Here is a 15618-nt window from a genome sequence, read left to right as displayed (position 1 = left end):
GGACGGGCTCGTCGCCGAGCCGGCCGGTTACTGCAGGGTTTCTTTCAGCGCCGCCGGAATCGGCAGCGCCATCACCGGAATGCCTTCATCGAGCAGCGCCTCGGTCTGCTCCGGTGTGGCCTGGCCGCGGATGCCACGCTCGGCGGTTTCGCCGTAGTGCATCTTGCGCGCCTCGTCAGCAAAGCGGTCGCCGACGTCTTCGGTCTTGGCCAGCACTTCGCGCACGGCGCGCATCCAGCGGGCTTCGGGTGAAGTCGAAGATGCCGAGACCTGCGTGGAAGGCGCTGCGGGCGCCGACGGTGCGTGCGCTGCGTCGCCGCGCCCTTCTTCCTTCGGCGCCTTGGCGTTGCTCAGGTTCAGGCGGGGCGCGCTCAGCAGCTTGACGATGGCGGTGTCGCCGCAGACCGGGCACTCGACCAGGCCGCTCGCGAGCTGGCTGTCAAACGCTTCATTGGACGCAAACCAGCCCTCGAAGCCGTGGCCGTGCGTGCAGCGGAGATCGAGGACCTTCATGCGCGGATTATCCCGCGCCGCCTTGCGAGGCTGCGGCCTGCCAATCCAGTGCCCATGCGCCCGAGAGGACGTTCTGCAGCCACAGGGCGCAGGTGAGCGTCTTCGCGTCGGTCACGGTGCCGTCGCGGCACCAGCCGATGAGCTCCTGCGGCGTGGCGGTGAACACGTCGAGAAACTCGCCGTGGTCCAACTGGCGCTCGCCCAGCGAGAGGCCGCGTGCGAAATAGATGTGAATGATTTCGGTCGAGTACGCCACCGCCAGGTGCGTGGCGCCCGCATGCGCCCATTCGCGCGCGGAGTAGCCGGTTTCCTCGAGCAGTTCGCGCTGGCCGCACAGCAGCGGATCTTCGCCGGCGTCGAGCTTGCCCGCGGGAAACTCGACGATCACGCGGTCCACCGGGTAGCGGAACTGGCGCTCCAGCACCACGCGGCCGTCGTCGAGCAGCGGAATCACCACCACCGCACCGGGGTGCACCACGTACTCGCGCGTGGCACTATGGCCGTCAGGCAGGCGGATGGTGTCGCGCTTGGCGTGCAGGAACTTGCCCTTGAAGAGCTCTTCGCTGCTGATGAGCGCTTCCTTCAGATGCGAATCGGGGGCGGAAGAAGTCATGTCGGTCAGTGCCTGTGCTTCATCAGGTAGCGCCAGGTGAACCCCGGGAAGGCCAGCACGACGAACAGCGAAGCCGTCACCGCGTAGAACTCCCAGCCCTGGGCGGCGATCTGCCCTGCCCTGCGCTCGAACAGCAGGCCGATGCCGCCGGCAATGAAGTACAGCACCACCAGTTCGCCGAAGCGGATGGCGAGCGACTTGTGCGGAGTCGACAGCGGCACCGCCCCGAACAGGCGCTCATTCAGGAACGGCAGGTTGGCGGCCACCAGGGCCACCAGCAGCACCACCCAGACCGACGCGGTTTGCGACACCGTGTTGCGGACCGCGTCAGTGGGCCAGCGTGGCCGCGATAGCGTCGTAGCACAGCGTCATCAGACCGCCGGGCAGCACGCCAAGAATCAGGATCAGCGCGCCGTTGATCGTGAGCACGGTGCGCACGTCGAACGAGGCCGACACGGTGGTCGCCGTGACGGGCGCGTCGAAGTACATGACCTTGACCACGCGCAGGTAGTAGAACGCGCCGATCAGCGAGGTGATCACGGCGAACACGGCCAGGCCGATGTAGATGGCGGCGCCCGAGGCGATCAGCGCCTGCAGCACGGCCAGCTTGGCGTAGAAGCCAACGAGTGGCGGCAGGCCGGCCAGCGAGAACATCGCGATGGCCATCACGCCGGCGTACAGCGGGCTGCGCTGGTTGAGGCCGGCCAGGTCGGTGATCTCTTCGCTTTCGAAGCCTTCGCGCGCCAGCAGCAGGATGATGCCGAAGCTCGCCAGCGTGGTCAGCACGTAGGTCACGACATAGAACATCGCGGCGCTGTAGGCGGCCTGCGCGTTCTGCGTGCCCTGCAGGTCGGAACCCGCCACCAGGCCCAGCAGCATGAAGCCCATCTGCGCGATGGTCGAATAGGCCAGCATGCGCTTGAGATTGCTCTGCGCGATGGCGGCCAGGTTGCCGATCACCAGCGACGCCACCGCCAGCACGGCGAGCATCTGCTGCCAGTCGATGGCCAGCGGCTGCAGGCCGTCGACCAGCAGGCGGATGATGATGCCGAAGGCAGCCAGCTCGGGCGCGGCGCCGATCAGCAGCGTGATCGCCGTCGGCGCGCCCTGGTAGACGTCGGGCACCCACATGTGGAACGGTGCGGCACCGACCTTGAACGCCAGGCCGGCCACGATGAAGACCAGGCCGAACACCAGCACCTGGTGGTTCACCTTGCCGGTCGAGATCGCCTTGAACACTTCGTTCAGGTCGAGCGAGCCGGTCGCGCCGTACATCATCGACAGGCCGTACAGCAGGAAGCCGCTGGCCATGGCGCCGAGCACGAAGTACTTCATGGCGGCTTCGCTGGCCACCGCGTTGTCGCGGCGCAGCGCCACGAGCGCGTAGCTCGACAGCGTGAGCAGCTCGAGGCCGAGGTAGATCAGCAGGAAGTTGCTGCCGCCGATCATCACGAACATGCCCAGCAGCGCCAGCATGCTGATCGTGAACATCTCGCCGCCGCGCAGCATCTCGCGGTCGGCCGCGTAGGGACGGCCGTAGACCAGCGTCACCATCAGGGCCAGCGAAGCGAAGCACTTGAGCCAGTTGCCCATCGTGTCGCTCACCACCATGCCGCCGAAGCCGTAGGAGGTCTTGCCGCCGACAGCGGCCAGGCCCGTGAGCACGGCCACCGCCGCCAGCGTGAGCAGCGTCAGGATGTAGGTGCGGGTGCGGCGCGGGCTCGTGTCCGACAGGTCGACCAGCGCAATGATGCAGGCCATGACCAGCAACACGATTTCGGGGTAGATCGTCACCCAGCTGAGTTTGTCAATCATCTCGTTCTCTTCTTCAGCGTGGCATCAGACGGGCAGCTTCGAAATCGCCACGTGGCGCAGAAGCTCGACGACGGAGGCATCCATCGCGTCGGTGAAAGGCTTCGGGTACAGGCCCATCCACAGCACGGCGATGGCCAGCAGCGAGAGCATCAGGAATTCGCGGGCGTTGATGTCCTTCAGTTCCTTGACGTGGTCGTTGCCGACCGGGCCCAGGTACACGCGCTTGTACATCCAAAGGGTGTAGGCAGCGCCGAAGATCAGTGCGGTGGCAGCGCCCAGGCCGACCCAGAAGTTGGCCTTGACGGCGCCCAGGATCACCATCCATTCGCCCACGAAACCGGCGGTGCCCGGCAGGCCGCAATTGGCCATGGCGAACAGCAGCGCGAACGCGGCGAACTTGGGCATGGTGTTGACCACGCCGCCGTAGTCGGCGATCTGGCGCGAGTGCACGCGGTCGTACAACACGCCGATGCCCAGGAACATGGCGCCCGACACGAAGCCGTGGGCAATCATCTGCACGATGCCGCCGGACACGCCGAGTTCGTTGAAGATGAAGAAGCCCAGCGTCACGAAGCCCATGTGGGCGACCGACGAGTACGCCACCAGCTTCTTCATGTCCTGCTGCACCAGCGCAACCAAGCCCACGTAGATCACGGCGATGAGCGACAGCGCGATCATGAGCCAGGCCCACTCGTGCGAAGCGTCAGGCGCGATGGGCATCGAGAAGCGCAGGAAACCGTAGGCACCCAGCTTCAGCATGATCGCGGCCAGCACGGCCGAACCGCCCGTAGGGGCCTCGACGTGCACGTCGGGCAGCCAGGTGTGAACCGGCCACATCGGCACCTTGACGGCGAAGGCCGCAAAGAAGGCGAAGAACAGGAAGGTCTGCGCGGTCGAGCCCAGCGGCAGCTTGTGCCAGCTCAGGATGTCGAAGCTGCCGCCCGACTTGTTGTACAGGAAGATCAGCGCGACCAGCATCAGCAGCGAGCCAAGCAGCGTGTACAGGAAGAACTTGAACGCCGCGTAGATCTTGTTCGGGCCGCCCCAGATGCCGATGATCAGGTACATCGGGATCAGCGTGGCTTCGAAGAACACATAGAACAGGATGCCGTCGAGCGCCGAGAACACGCCGATCATGAAACCCGACAGGATCAGGAACGCGCCCATGTACTGGTTCACGCGCTCGGTGATCACTTCCCAGGCCGAGATCACGACCACGACCGTGATGAACGAGGTCAGCAGCACCAGCCACAGCGACATGCCATCGATGCCCAGGTGGTAGTTGACGTTGAAGCGCGAGATCCAGCTCGTCTTCTCGACGAACTGCATCGCGGCGGTTCCGTTCTGGAAGCGCGTGAACAGCGGCACCGTGACCAGGAAGCTCACGATGGCACCGACGAGCGCGACCCAGCGCACGCCCTTGGCGTGCTCGTCGCGGCCAAACGCCAGCAGCACGGCGCCGAATGCGATCGGCACCCAGATGGCAAGGCTCAACAAACCCATTTTTCTTTTTCTCCAGCGTTCGGGCTCAACGTTTGAACCAGACGAAGTACGTCATCAGGATGAAGATGCCCAGCAGCATCGCGAAGGCGTAGTGGTAGATGAAGCCCGACTGCAGCCAGCGCACGACGCCGGCCACGCGACCCACCACCTTCCAGGAACCGTTGACGAGCGCGCCGTCGATCAGCGCCTGGTCGCCGCCCTTCCACAGGCCCGTGCCGAGCAGGCGCGCACCGCGGGCGAGGATGTTCTCGTTGATCCAGTCGAGGTAGTACTTGTTCTCGAGCAGGTTGTAGATCGGGCTGAAGGCGCGCTTGATGGCGGCCGGCAGCGCCGGGTTCATCATGTACATGTAGTACGACAGCGCCACGCCGGCCAGCGCCAACCAGAACGGTGCGGTCTGCAGGCCGTGGATCGCCATGGCGACCGGGCCGTGGAAGGCTTCCTTCAGCTCGCCCATCGCGTGGTGCTTGGCACCGTCGACGAAGATCGCGTCCTTGAAGAAGCTGCCGAACAGCATCGGGTCGATGGTCATGAAGCCGATCACCACCGAGGGGATCGCCAGCAGCACCAGCGGCAGCCAGACCACCATCGGCGATTCGTGCGGCTTGTGGGCGTCGTGGCCGTGGCCGTGGTCGTCGTGTCCGTGCGCGTCGTGCGCATGGTCGTCGTGGTGTGCGTCCGGGTTCTGGTCGTAGCGTTCCTTGCCGTGGAAGACCAGGAAGTACATGCGGAACGAGTAGAACGCCGTCACAAACACGCCGGCCAGCACCGCGTAGTAGGCGAACTGCGCGCCCCACAGGTGGCTTTCGTGCACGGCCTCGATGATGCTGTCCTTCGAGTAGAAGCCCGAGAAGAATGGCGTGCCGATCAGCGCGAGCGAACCCAGCAGCGAGGTGATCCAGGTGATGGGCATGTACTTGCGCACGCCGCCCATCCAGCGGATGTCCTGGTTGTGGTGCATGCCGATGATCACCGAGCCCGCGCCGAGGAACAGCAGCGCCTTGAAGAACGCGTGCGTCATCAGGTGGAACACCGCGACCGAGTAGGCCGAGGCACCGAGCGCCACGGTCATGTAGCCCAGCTGCGACAGCGTCGAGTACGCGACCACGCGCTTGATGTCGTTCTGGATGATGCCCAGGAAGCCCATGAACAGCGCGGTGATGGCACCGATCACGAGGATGAAGCTCAGGGCCGTGTCGCTCAGCTCGAACAGCGGCGACATGCGCGCCACCATGAAGATGCCGGCCGTCACCATGGTCGCTGCGTGGATCAGCGCCGAGATGGGGGTCGGGCCTTCCATCGAGTCGGGCAGCCACACGTGCAGCGGGAACTGGGCGCTCTTGCCCATCGCGCCGATGAACAGGCAGATGCAGATCACCGTGATGAGCATCCACTCGGTGCCCGGGAAGGTGATGCCGGCCAGCGTGTGCGCCTTGGCGAAGGCTTCGCCGTAGTTCAGCGTGCCGGCGTAGGCGGCGATCAGGCCGATGCCCAGGATGAAGCCGAAGTCACCCACGCGGTTGACCAGGAAGGCCTTCATGTTCGCGAAGATGGCCGTGGGCTTGTTGAACCAGAAGCCGATCAGCAGGTACGACACCAGGCCCACCGCCTCCCAGCCGAAGAACAGCTGGAGCATGTTGTTGCTCATGACGAGCATCAGCATCGAGAAGGTGAACAGCGAGATGTACGAGAAGAAGCGGTTGTAGCCGTCGTCTTCTTCCATGTAGCCGATGGTGTAGATGTGGACCATCAGCGACACGAAGGTCACGACGCACATCATCATGGCCGTGAGGCCGTCGACCAGGAAGCCGACTTCCATCTTCAGGCCGCCGACCATCATCCATTCGTAGATGGTCTGGTTGAAGCGGGCGCCGTCGACGATGACCGACTTCAGCGTCATCGCCGAGATCACGAAGGCGACGAACACGCCCAGGATGGTCAGCGAATGCGTGACCTTGCGGCCGATGTGGTTGCCGCCGAACTTCGTGCCGAACAGGCCGGCAAGTGCGGCGCCGACCAGGGGTGCCATCGGCACGGCCAGCAAGGTGGATGCGGAAAGGGTTGCGCTCATACTGCTGTCAACCCTTGAGCGAGTTGAGTTCGTCGACGTTGATGTTGGACTTGTTGCGGAACAACAGGACCAGCAGCGCCAGGCCGATGGCCGATTCGGCCGCCGCCACCGTCAGGATGAAGAACACGAAGATCTGGCCGTGCATGTCGCCCAGGTAGTGCGAGAAGGCCACGAAGTTCATGTTGACCGCCAGCAGCATCAGTTCGATGGCCATCAGCAGCACGATCAGGTTCTTGCGGTTCAGGAAGATGCCGATCACCGACAGCGCGAAGAGCATCGCGCCGAGCGAGAGGAAGTGTCCGAGCGTGAGCGTCATGCCTTGTTTTCCTTTGCAGCGGCATCCGCTGCCGGGGCCTCAACCACCGGCTCGGCCGCACGCGTGACGGGCATCTGCACGATGCGCACGCGGTCGCGCGCCTTCACGCGCACCTGGTCCGACGGGTTGACGTACTTGCTGTCCTTGCGGGTGCGCAGCGTCAGTGCAATGGCGGCAATGATGGCCACCAGCAGGATGACCGCGGCGATTTCCAGCGGATAGAGGTATTCGGAATACAGCAGCTTGCCCAGCTCGAGCGTGTTCGAGCTGTTGGGCGAGGTCGTCGCCATGGCGCGCGGGCCTTCGCCCAGGCGGAAGCCGCCCATGAGCACGGCTGCCATTTCAAGCGCGATGAGCGCGCCGATGCCTGCCGCCAGCGGGAAGTGCTTCCAGAAGCCCTCTCGCAGGCCGTCGACGTCGATGTCCAGCATCATCACGACGAACAGGAACAGCACCATCACGGCACCGACGTACACCAGCACGAGCGAGATCGCCAGGAACTCGGCGCGCAGCAGCAGCCAGATGGCCGAGGCCTGGAAGAAAGCCAGCACCAGGTACAGCGCGGCGTACACGGGGTTGCGGGAGGTGATGACGCGGAAGGCTGCAAACAGCAGCACCGCGGCAAACAGATAGAACAGACCGGTCTTGACGTCCATTGGAATTCGATTGGTACGGGTTTCGAGCGGAGCCGGCTCAGCGGTACTTGGCGTCGGCCGCCTTGTTCGCCGCGATTTCTTTTTCGTAGCGGTCGCCCACGGCCAGCAGCATGTCCTTGGTGAAGTACAGGTCGCCGCGCTTTTCGCCGTGGTATTCGAAGATGTGCGTCTCGACGATCGAGTCGACCGGGCAGCTCTCTTCGCAGAAGCCGCAGAAGATGCACTTGGTCAGGTCGATGTCGTAGCGCGTGGTGCGGCGCGAGCCGTCGTCACGCACGTCGGATTCGATGGTGATCGCCAGCGCGGGGCACACGGCCTCGCACAGCTTGCAGGCGATGCAGCGCTCTTCGCCGTTCTCGTAGCGGCGCAGCGCGTGCAGGCCGCGAAAGCGCGGCGACAGCGGCGTCTTCTCTTCAGGGAACTGGACGGTGATCTTGCGCGCGAAGGCGTACTTGCCCGTGATGGCCAGGCCCTTGAACAGCTCGAACAGCATGAAGCTGCCCAGGAAGTCCTTGAGCGAGAACGGTGCGGAGGCCAGCTTGGAGGTGCGTCCGAGCCCTCCGGCGGTGTGTGAAGCAGTCATGATGTCGTCGCTTCCTGCTTATTTCCAGATGTTGAACGGCGTCTGCATCCAGCCACCGACCACGACCAGCCACACCAGGGTGACGGGAATGAAGATCTTCCAGCCCAGACGCATGATCTGGTCGTAGCGGAAGCGCGGGAACGTTGAGCGCACCCACAGGAACATGGTGACCACGCAGAAGGTCTTCAGGCCCAGCCAGATCCAGCCCGGAATGAAGCTCAGGAACTCGAACGGCGGCAGCCATCCACCGAGGAACAGCACCACGGTCAGGATCGAGACGAGCCACATGTTGGCGTACTCGGCCAGGAAGAACATCGCGAAGCTCATGCCCGAGTACTCGATCATGTGGCCGGCCACGATTTCGGATTCGCCTTCCACCACGTCGAACGGGTGGCGGTTGGTTTCGGCCAGGCCCGAGATGAAGTACACGACGAAGATCGGCAGCAGCGGCAGCCAGTTCCACGACAGGAAGCCAATGCCCATGTCTTGGAACATGCCCTTGCCCTGCACTGTCACGATGTCGGACATGTTCAGGCTGCCCGTGACCATCAGCACCACGACGAAGCAGAAGCCCATCGCGATTTCGTAGCTCACCATCTGTGCCGAGGCGCGCAGCGCGCCCAGGAAGGCGTACTTCGAGTTCGAGGCCCAGCCGGCGATGATCACGCCGTACACCTCGAGCGAGGTGATGGCCATCACGAACAGCAGGCCGGCATTGATGTTGGCCAGCGCCACGTCGGGGCCGAAGGGAATCACGGCCCATGCGGCCAGCGCCGGCATGATGGTCATGATGGGGCCGAGCAGGAACAGGCCCTTGTTGGCGACCGTCGGAAGGATGATTTCCTTGGTCATCAGCTTGAGCGCGTCCGCGATCGGCTGCAGCAGGCCCAGCGGCCCGATGCGGTTCGGGCCCACGCGGATCTGCGTGAAGCCGATGGCCTTGCGTTCCCACAGCGTGAGGTACGCCACGGCCAGCATCAGCGGGATCACGACGACGATGATCTTGATCAGCGTCCAGACCACGGGCCAGACGACGGACGTCCACCAGCCTGCGGCGACCAGCCCCTGGCCGAAGCCATGAATTGCGTCGATCATGCCAGGGCCTCCTCGGCACGAGCGGGTGCGGCCTGTGCGCTGTTGCGCGCGTCGGCGGTCAGCTGCAGCGACGGTGCGCGGCGCACGATCGAGTCGAGCTGGTAGATGCTCGCGACCACGGGCGCAGCCACGGCGCCGCTGGCCGCGACGGCCTTGGCGGAGGTGGCGTTGCTCAACGCGTTCGCCGGCACGGTGCCCTTGTCACCGACAGTGGCCAGCACCTCGGCTGTCGATTCGAAGGCGAAGCCCGGCAGGCCGAGCAGGTTCGCCAGCACGCGCAGCACCTTCCACGCCGGACGCGTCTCGCCTTGCGGCTTCACGACGGCATGGAAGCCCTGCAGGCGGCCTTCGGCATTGACGAAGGTGCCGGGCGTTTCGGTGAACGGGGCGATGGGCAGCAGCACGTCGCTGAACTCGAGGTTGGCCTTGAAGGGGCTCAGCGTGACCACCATCTGCGCATTGCCGATGACATCGGCGGCGGCAGCACCGGCGGCCGAGTCGAACACCGGCTCGGTGTTCAGCAGCAGCACGGCCTTGAGGCCGGAGCCGGCGGCGAGCATGCGGCCGGCATCGAGGCCGCCGTTCTGCGGGAAGGCGCCGACGAGCTGTGCGCCCACGGTGTTGCCGGCTTCGGTCAGGTAGCCGACGGTGGCGCCGGTCTGTGCGCCGATCCAGTTCGCGAGGGCCAGCAGGCTGCTGGCTTGTGCGTGGTGCGCGGCGGCATTGCCGAGCAGGATCGCCTTGCGTTCGCCGCTCAGCAGCGAGGCTGCGATGGCTTGCGCGGCAGCGTCGGGCGCGTTCTTCGGTGCCAGCGGTGCGGCGGCGCCGTTGGTCTGGGCGATGGCAGCGGCCACGGCGGCCAGCGCCTCGACCCACTGGTCGGCTTCGACGATGGCCGCTTGCGCCACGTCGATGGCCCAGGCACCGCGGTCGGCCATGAGGCTGGACGAAGTGATCACCGACAGCGCGGCGCCCTTGCGCACGGCCTGGCGGATGCGCTGCGCGAACAGCGGGTGTTCCTTGCGCAGGTTCGAACCGACGACCAGCGCGCGCTGCACTTGCGTGAGCGAGGCGATCGAGGTGCCGAGCCAGCGCACACCTTCGAAGGCCGTGAATTCGGCATTGCGCAGGCGGTAGTCGATGTTGTCGCTGCCGAGTTCACGCGTGAGCATGGCGGCGAGCTGCAGCTCTTCGAGCGTGCTGTGCGGGCTGACCAGCGTGCCGATGCTTTGCGCGCCGTGGTCGGTCTTGATCTGCTTGAGGCCGTTGGCAACGTACTCGAGCGCCGTCTGCCAGTCGACCTGCTGCCATTGGCCGCCCTGCTTCAGCATGGGCTGCGTCAGGCGTTCCGTACCGTTGAGCGCTTCGTACGAGAAGCGGTCGCGGTCGGCGATCCAGCATTCGTTGACGTCTTCGTTCTCCAGCGGCACCACGCGCATCACGCGGTTGTTCTTGACCTGAACGATCAGGTTGGCACCGGTGGAATCGTGCGGGCTCACCGACTTGCGGCGCGACAGTTCCCAGGTGCGGGCGCTGTAGCGGAAGGGCTTGCTCGTGAGCGCGCCGACCGGGCAGATGTCGATCATGTTGCCCGACAGCTCGGAGTCGACCGAGTCGCCGAGGAAGGTTTCGATTTCGGAGTGCTCGCCGCGGTGCGACATGCCCAGCTCCATCACGCCGGCCACTTCCTGGCCGAAACGGACGCAGCGCGTGCAGTGGATGCAGCGGCTCATTTCTTCCATGCTGATCAGCGGGCCGACGTCCTTGTGGAACACGACGCGCTTTTCTTCTTCGTAACGCGAAGAAGAACCGCCATAGCCGACGGCCAGGTCCTGCAGCTGGCATTCGCCGCCCTGGTCGCAGATGGGGCAATCCAGCGGGTGGTTGATCAGCAGGAACTCCATGACGGACTGCTGGGCCTTGATGGCCTTGTCGCTCTTGGTGCGAACGATCATGCCCTGCGTGACGGGCGTGGCGCAGGCCGGCATCGGCTTGGGCGCCTTTTCCACGTCCACCAGGCACATGCGGCAGTTGGCCGCGATGCTGAGTTTCTTGTGATAGCAGAAGTGCGGGATGTAGGTGCCCGCCTTTTCGGCCGCATGCATCACCATGCTGCCTTCGGTCACTTCGACCTTCTTGCCGTCGAGTTCGATTTCGATCATGTCTGTGTTTCTTCTCGCACTCAGGCCTTGACGGGCGCCGTCGGGACGTGACCCGGGATCAGGGCCTCGAACTCATGGCGGAAGTGCTTGATCATGGCGCGCACGGGCATGGCTGCCGCATCGCCGAGCGCACAGATGGTGCGGCCCATGATGTCGCCGGCCACGGAGTCCAGCAGCTGCATGTCGCTGGGCTTGCCCTGGCCGTTGTGGATGCGGTCCACCACGCGGTAGAGCCAACCCGTGCCTTCGCGGCAGGGGGTGCACTGGCCGCAGGACTCGTGCATGTAGAAGTACGAGAGGCGCTTGAGCGACTCGACCATCGACCGCGTGTCGTCCATGACGATCACGGCGCCCGAACCGAGCATGGAGCCGGCCTTGGCGATCGAGTCGTAGTCCATGGTGCAGGCCATCATGATGTCGGCCGGCAGCACCGGCGACGATGAGCCGCCGGGGATCACGGCCTTGAGCGTGCGGCCCTTGCGCACGCCGCCGGCCAGCTCGAGCAGCTTGGAGAACGGCGTGCCCATCGGCACTTCGTAGTTGCCGGGCAGCTCGACGTCACCGCTCACCGAGTAGATCTTGGTGCCGCCGTTGTTCGGCTTGCCGCACTCGAGGTAGGCCTGGCCGCCGTTGCGGATGATCCAGGGCACCGCCGCGAAGGTCTCGGTGTTGTTGATGGTGGTCGGCTTGCCGTACAGGCCGAAGCTCGCCGGGAACGGCGGCTTGAAGCGCGGCTGGCCCTTCTTGCCTTCGAGCGACTCGAGCAGCGCGGTTTCTTCGCCGCAGATGTAGGCACCGAAGCCGTGGGCGGCGTGCAACTGGAAGTTGTACGTGCTGCCCATGATCTTGTCGCCGAGATAGCCGGCGGCACGCGCCTCTTCAAGGGCGGCCTCGAAGCGGTCGTAGCTCTGGAAGATCTCGCCGTGGATGTAGTTGTAGCCCACGCTGATGCCCATCGCATACGCGGCGATGGCCATGCCTTCGATCACGATGTGCGGGTTGAACTGCAGGATGTCGCGGTCCTTGCACGTGCCGGGCTCGCCTTCGTCCGAATTGCAGACGAGGTACTTCTGGCCCGGGAACTGGCGGGGCATGAAGCTCCACTTCAGGCCGGTCGGGAAACCGGCGCCCCCGCGGCCGCGCAGGCCCGAGGCCTTCACTTCGGCGATCACCTGGTCGGGCGTGAGACCCTCGGTGAGGATCTTGCGCAGCGCCTGGTAGCCGCCGCGCGCTTCGTAGTCGGCCAGGTGCCAGTTGGTGCCGTCCAGGCCTGCATAGATCTGAGCGCCGATGTGGCGGTCATGGAAGCAGGTCTGGACACCGGTGGCCTGGAATTGCGAGAGAACCTGTTCGGGCGTCATCACGAAGCCTCCCCTGGCTTGGCACTGCGCAAACCGTCGATGAGCTGGTCGAGCTTGTCGTTGCTCATGAAGCTGCACATGGTGCGGTCGTTGACCAGCATCACGGGCGAATCGGCGCAGGCGCCCAGGCATTCGCTCTGCTGCAGCGTGAACAGGCCGTCGGCCGTGGTCTCGCCCATCTTGATGCCGAGCTTCTTCTCGAGGTGCACGAGCGCGGTGACGCCGTCGCGCAGCTGGCACGGCAGGTTGGTGCACACGTTGAGCTTGAACTTGCCCACCGGATGCTGGTTGTACATGTTGTAGAAGGTCGTCACTTCGTGCACGGCGATGGGCGCCATGCCGAGGTAGGCGGCGATCTCGCGCTCGCGCTGCACGCTCACGAAGCCTTCGTCCTGCTGGACGATGGCCAGGCAGGCCATCACGGCCGACTGCTTGCCGGCTTCGGGGTACTTCGCGACCTCGCGCGCAAAGCGCTCGAGGATGGCGGCCTTCAGCGGCGCCGAGGGCGCCGCGTCATGGTGATGGGTTGAGGAAGTCGTCATTCGCTCTTTCTCACCTGTCGATTTCGCCGAACACGATGTCCATCGTGCCGATCACCGCGACAGCGTCGGCGATCATGTGGCCGCGCGACATTTCGTCGAGGGCAGCGAGGTGCGGGAAGCCCGGGGCGCGGATCTTCAGGCGGTACGGCTTGTTGGCGCCGTCGCTCACGAGGTAGATGCCGAACTCGCCCTTGGGATGCTCGACGGCGGCATACGCTTCGCCTTCGGGCACGTGGAAGCCTTCGGTGAAGAGCTTGAAATGGTGGATCAGCTCCTCCATGTTCGCCTTCATCGATTCGCGCGCGGGCGCGGCGACCTTGTGGTTGCTGGTGATCACCGGGCCGGGGTTGGCGCGCAGCCAGGCCGAGCACTGCTGGATGATCTTGTTGGCCTGGCGCATTTCTTCCACGCGAACCAGGTAGCGGTCGTAGCAGTCGCCGGTCTTGCCCACGGGCACGTCGAACTGCATCTGGTCGTAGACGTCGTAGGGCTGCTTCTTGCGCAGGTCCCATTCGACGCCCGAGCCACGCAGCATCGGGCCGGTGAAGCCGAGGTTCAGCGCGCGCTCCGGCGTGACCACGCCGATGCCCACGGTGCGCTGCTTCCAGATGCGGTTGTCGGTGAGCAGCGTCTCGTACTCGTCGACCATCTTCGGGAAGCGCTTGCAGAAGTCGTCGATGAAGTCGAGCAACGAGCCCTGGCGGTTCTCGTTGAGCTTTTCGATGGCCTTCGCATTCTTGATCTTGCTGACCTTGTACTGCGGCATCGAATCCGGCAGGTCGCGGTAGACGCCGCCCGGACGGAAGTACGCCGCGTGCATGCGCGCGCCGGACACGGCTTCGTACATGTCGAACAGGTCTTCACGCTCGCGGAAGCAGTAGATGAGCATGTTCATCGCGCCGCAGTCCAGACCGTGCGCGCCGAGCCACAGCAGGTGGTTCAGCAGGCGGGTGATCTCGGCGAACATCACGCGGATGTACTGCGCGCGGATCGGCACGTCCAGGCCCATCATCCGCTCGATGGCGAGGCAGTAGGCGTGCTCGTTGGACATCATCGACACGTAGTCGAGGCGGTCCATGTAAGGCAGCGACTGGATGAAGGTGCGCGATTCGGCGAGCTTCTCGGTCGCACGGTGCAGCAGGCCGATGTGGGGGTCGGCGCGCTGGATCACTTCGCCGTCCAGCTCGAGCACCAGGCGCAGCACGCCGTGTGCTGCGGGGTGCTGGGGACCGAAGTTGAGTGTGTAGTTCTTGATTTCGGCCATATCTGTCAGTGCAAACCGCCGCCGTAGTTGTCTTCGCGGATCACGCGCGGCGTGATTTCGCGCGGCTCGATCGAGACCGGCTGGTAGACCACGCGCTTCTGCTCTTCGTCGTAGCGCATTTCGACGTGACCCGACACCGGGAAGTCCTTGCGAAACGGGTGGCCGATGAAGCCGTAGTCGGTCAGGATGCGACGCAGGTCGTCGTGACCGTCGAACACGATGCCGTACAGGTCGAAGGCTTCGCGCTCGAACCACGTGGCAGCGCTCCAGACGGGCTGGAGCGAGTCGATCACGGGCAGGTCTTCGCTGGTCGCGAACACCTTCAGACGCACGCGCTGGTTGAGGCTCACGGAAAGCAGGTGCGAGACGACGCCGTAGCGCTCGCCCTGCCACTCGCCTTCGCGGTAGTCGGAATAGTCCATGCCGCACAGGTCGATCAGCTGCTCGAAGCGGCAGCCGGACGCATCGCGCAGCAGCAACGCCGCGTCGATGTAGTCGGCAGCGCTGACCACGACGGTCACTTCTTCGAGCGCGATCGTCACGCTCTTGGCCTTGGCGCCGAGCGTCTCGGCGATGGTGGCGCGCAGCACCTCCGGCGAAATTGCAAAGTCAGTCATCGTCGGCAATCTCTCAGGCGCGGGCAATGGTGTTGGTGCGGCGAATCTTCTGCTGCAGTTGGATCACGCCATACAGCAGTGCTTCAGCGGTAGGCGGGCAACCCGGCACATAGACGTCGACCGGCACGATGCGGTCGCAGCCACGCACCACGGAGTAGCTGTAGTGGTAGTAACCGCCGCCGTTCGCGCAGGAGCCCATCGAGAGCACCCAGCGCGGCTCGGGCATCTGGTCGTAGACCTTACGCAGCGCCGGCGCCATCTTGTTGCACAGCGTGCCGGCCACGATCATCAGATCGGACTGGCGCGGGCTGGGACGGAACAGCATGCCGAAACGGTCGATGTCGTAGCGGGCAGCGCCCGCGTGCATCATTTCGACCGCGCAGCATGCGAGGCCGAACGTCATCGGCCAGAGAGATCCGGTCTTCGCCCAGTTCACGACCGAGTCGTAGGTCGTGGTGACGAAGCCTTCTTTGAGAACGCCTTCAATGGCCATCGTGTAGCTTCCTT

At 64.8% G+C, this 15618-nt stretch carries 16 protein-coding genes; all 16 read right to left on the bottom strand.

From position 1 onward, the window contains the following. Nucleotides 1–27: 27 nt before the first annotated feature. Genes VHAB30_RS05545 through VHAB30_RS05470 form a run of 16 tightly spaced genes read right to left on the bottom strand, consistent with a single transcriptional unit; the run spans nt 28 to nt 15604 of the window. Nucleotides 28–513, bottom strand: coding sequence for a DUF1178 family protein (locus VHAB30_RS05545; protein WP_159276099.1), 486 nt, complete (start codon nt 511–513; stop codon nt 28–30). 7 nt (nt 514–520) lie between these two features. After that, entirely contained in the window at nt 521–1126 is a 606-nt protein-coding gene (locus VHAB30_RS05540; RefSeq protein ID WP_174250206.1) for an NUDIX domain-containing protein, read from the bottom strand. Between the two features lie 5 nt (nt 1127–1131). Beyond that, a complete protein-coding gene (locus VHAB30_RS05535; RefSeq protein ID WP_070063106.1) occupies nt 1132–1437 on the bottom strand; it encodes a DUF2818 family protein in 306 nt (101 codons plus the stop codon). A 16-nt stretch (nt 1438–1453) separates the two neighbouring features. Continuing rightward, nucleotides 1454–2941, bottom strand: a complete 1488-nt coding sequence (gene nuoN / locus VHAB30_RS05530) for an NADH-quinone oxidoreductase subunit NuoN (protein WP_062475383.1) — start codon at nt 2939–2941, stop codon at nt 1454–1456. A gap of 24 nt (nt 2942–2965) precedes the next feature. Next, nucleotides 2966–4444: an NADH-quinone oxidoreductase subunit M gene (locus tag VHAB30_RS05525; RefSeq protein ID WP_062475386.1), complete on the bottom strand. Its 1479-nt coding sequence runs from the start codon at nt 4442–4444 to the stop codon at nt 2966–2968. Between the two features lie 25 nt (nt 4445–4469). Further along, nucleotides 4470–6515, bottom strand: coding sequence for an NADH-quinone oxidoreductase subunit L (nuoL, locus tag VHAB30_RS05520; RefSeq protein WP_159276098.1), 2046 nt, complete (start codon nt 6513–6515; stop codon nt 4470–4472). Between the two features lie 7 nt (nt 6516–6522). Next, nucleotides 6523–6831, bottom strand: coding sequence for an NADH-quinone oxidoreductase subunit NuoK (gene nuoK / locus VHAB30_RS05515; RefSeq protein ID WP_007837741.1), 309 nt, complete (start codon nt 6829–6831; stop codon nt 6523–6525). Further along, nucleotides 6828–7487 carry an NADH-quinone oxidoreductase subunit J gene (locus VHAB30_RS05510; RefSeq protein WP_062475392.1) on the bottom strand — a complete coding sequence of 220 codons (660 nt, stop codon included), beginning with the start codon at nt 7485–7487 and terminating at the stop codon, nt 6828–6830. Before VHAB30_RS05510 ends, nuoK begins: the two co-directional genes overlap by 4 nt. Nucleotides 7488–7524: 37 nt before the next feature. Next, entirely contained in the window at nt 7525–8070 is a 546-nt protein-coding gene (gene nuoI, locus VHAB30_RS05505) for an NADH-quinone oxidoreductase subunit NuoI (protein WP_062475395.1), read from the bottom strand. A gap of 18 nt (nt 8071–8088) precedes the next feature. Next, entirely contained in the window at nt 8089–9165 is a 1077-nt protein-coding gene (nuoH, locus tag VHAB30_RS05500) for an NADH-quinone oxidoreductase subunit NuoH (RefSeq protein WP_095949076.1), read from the bottom strand. Further along, complete coding sequence (nuoG, locus tag VHAB30_RS05495; RefSeq protein ID WP_159276097.1) at nt 9162–11327, bottom strand: NADH-quinone oxidoreductase subunit NuoG; 2166 nt, start codon at nt 11325–11327, stop codon at nt 9162–9164. The genes nuoH and nuoG overlap by 4 nt, the downstream gene beginning before the upstream one ends. 20 nt (nt 11328–11347) lie before the next feature. Next, nucleotides 11348–12688, bottom strand: coding sequence for an NADH-quinone oxidoreductase subunit NuoF (nuoF, locus tag VHAB30_RS05490; RefSeq protein WP_070063112.1), 1341 nt, complete (start codon nt 12686–12688; stop codon nt 11348–11350). Then, a complete protein-coding gene (locus VHAB30_RS05485; RefSeq protein WP_062475406.1) occupies nt 12688–13230 on the bottom strand; it encodes an NADH-quinone oxidoreductase subunit NuoE family protein in 543 nt (180 codons plus the stop codon). The genes nuoF and VHAB30_RS05485 overlap by 1 nt, the downstream gene beginning before the upstream one ends. A gap of 10 nt (nt 13231–13240) precedes the next feature. Further along, nucleotides 13241–14494 (bottom strand): NADH-quinone oxidoreductase subunit D, encoded by a 1254-nt coding sequence (locus VHAB30_RS05480; protein ID WP_070063113.1) that lies wholly within the window; start codon nt 14492–14494, stop codon nt 13241–13243. A 5-nt stretch (nt 14495–14499) separates the two neighbouring features. Next, a complete protein-coding gene (locus VHAB30_RS05475; RefSeq protein ID WP_159276096.1) occupies nt 14500–15111 on the bottom strand; it encodes an NADH-quinone oxidoreductase subunit C in 612 nt (203 codons plus the stop codon). Nucleotides 15112–15124: 13 nt separating this feature from the next. Beyond that, a complete protein-coding gene (locus VHAB30_RS05470) occupies nt 15125–15604 on the bottom strand; it encodes a NuoB/complex I 20 kDa subunit family protein (protein ID WP_007837763.1) in 480 nt (159 codons plus the stop codon). Between the last annotated feature and the right edge of the window lie 14 nt (nt 15605–15618).

It is taken from the genome of Variovorax boronicumulans (genome assembly GCF_009811375.1).
GTDB lineage: Bacteria > Pseudomonadota > Gammaproteobacteria > Burkholderiales > Burkholderiaceae_C > Variovorax > Variovorax boronicumulans.
Note: the sequence above shows the minus strand (reverse complement) of the source record. Positions and strands in the feature narration are given on the sequence as shown.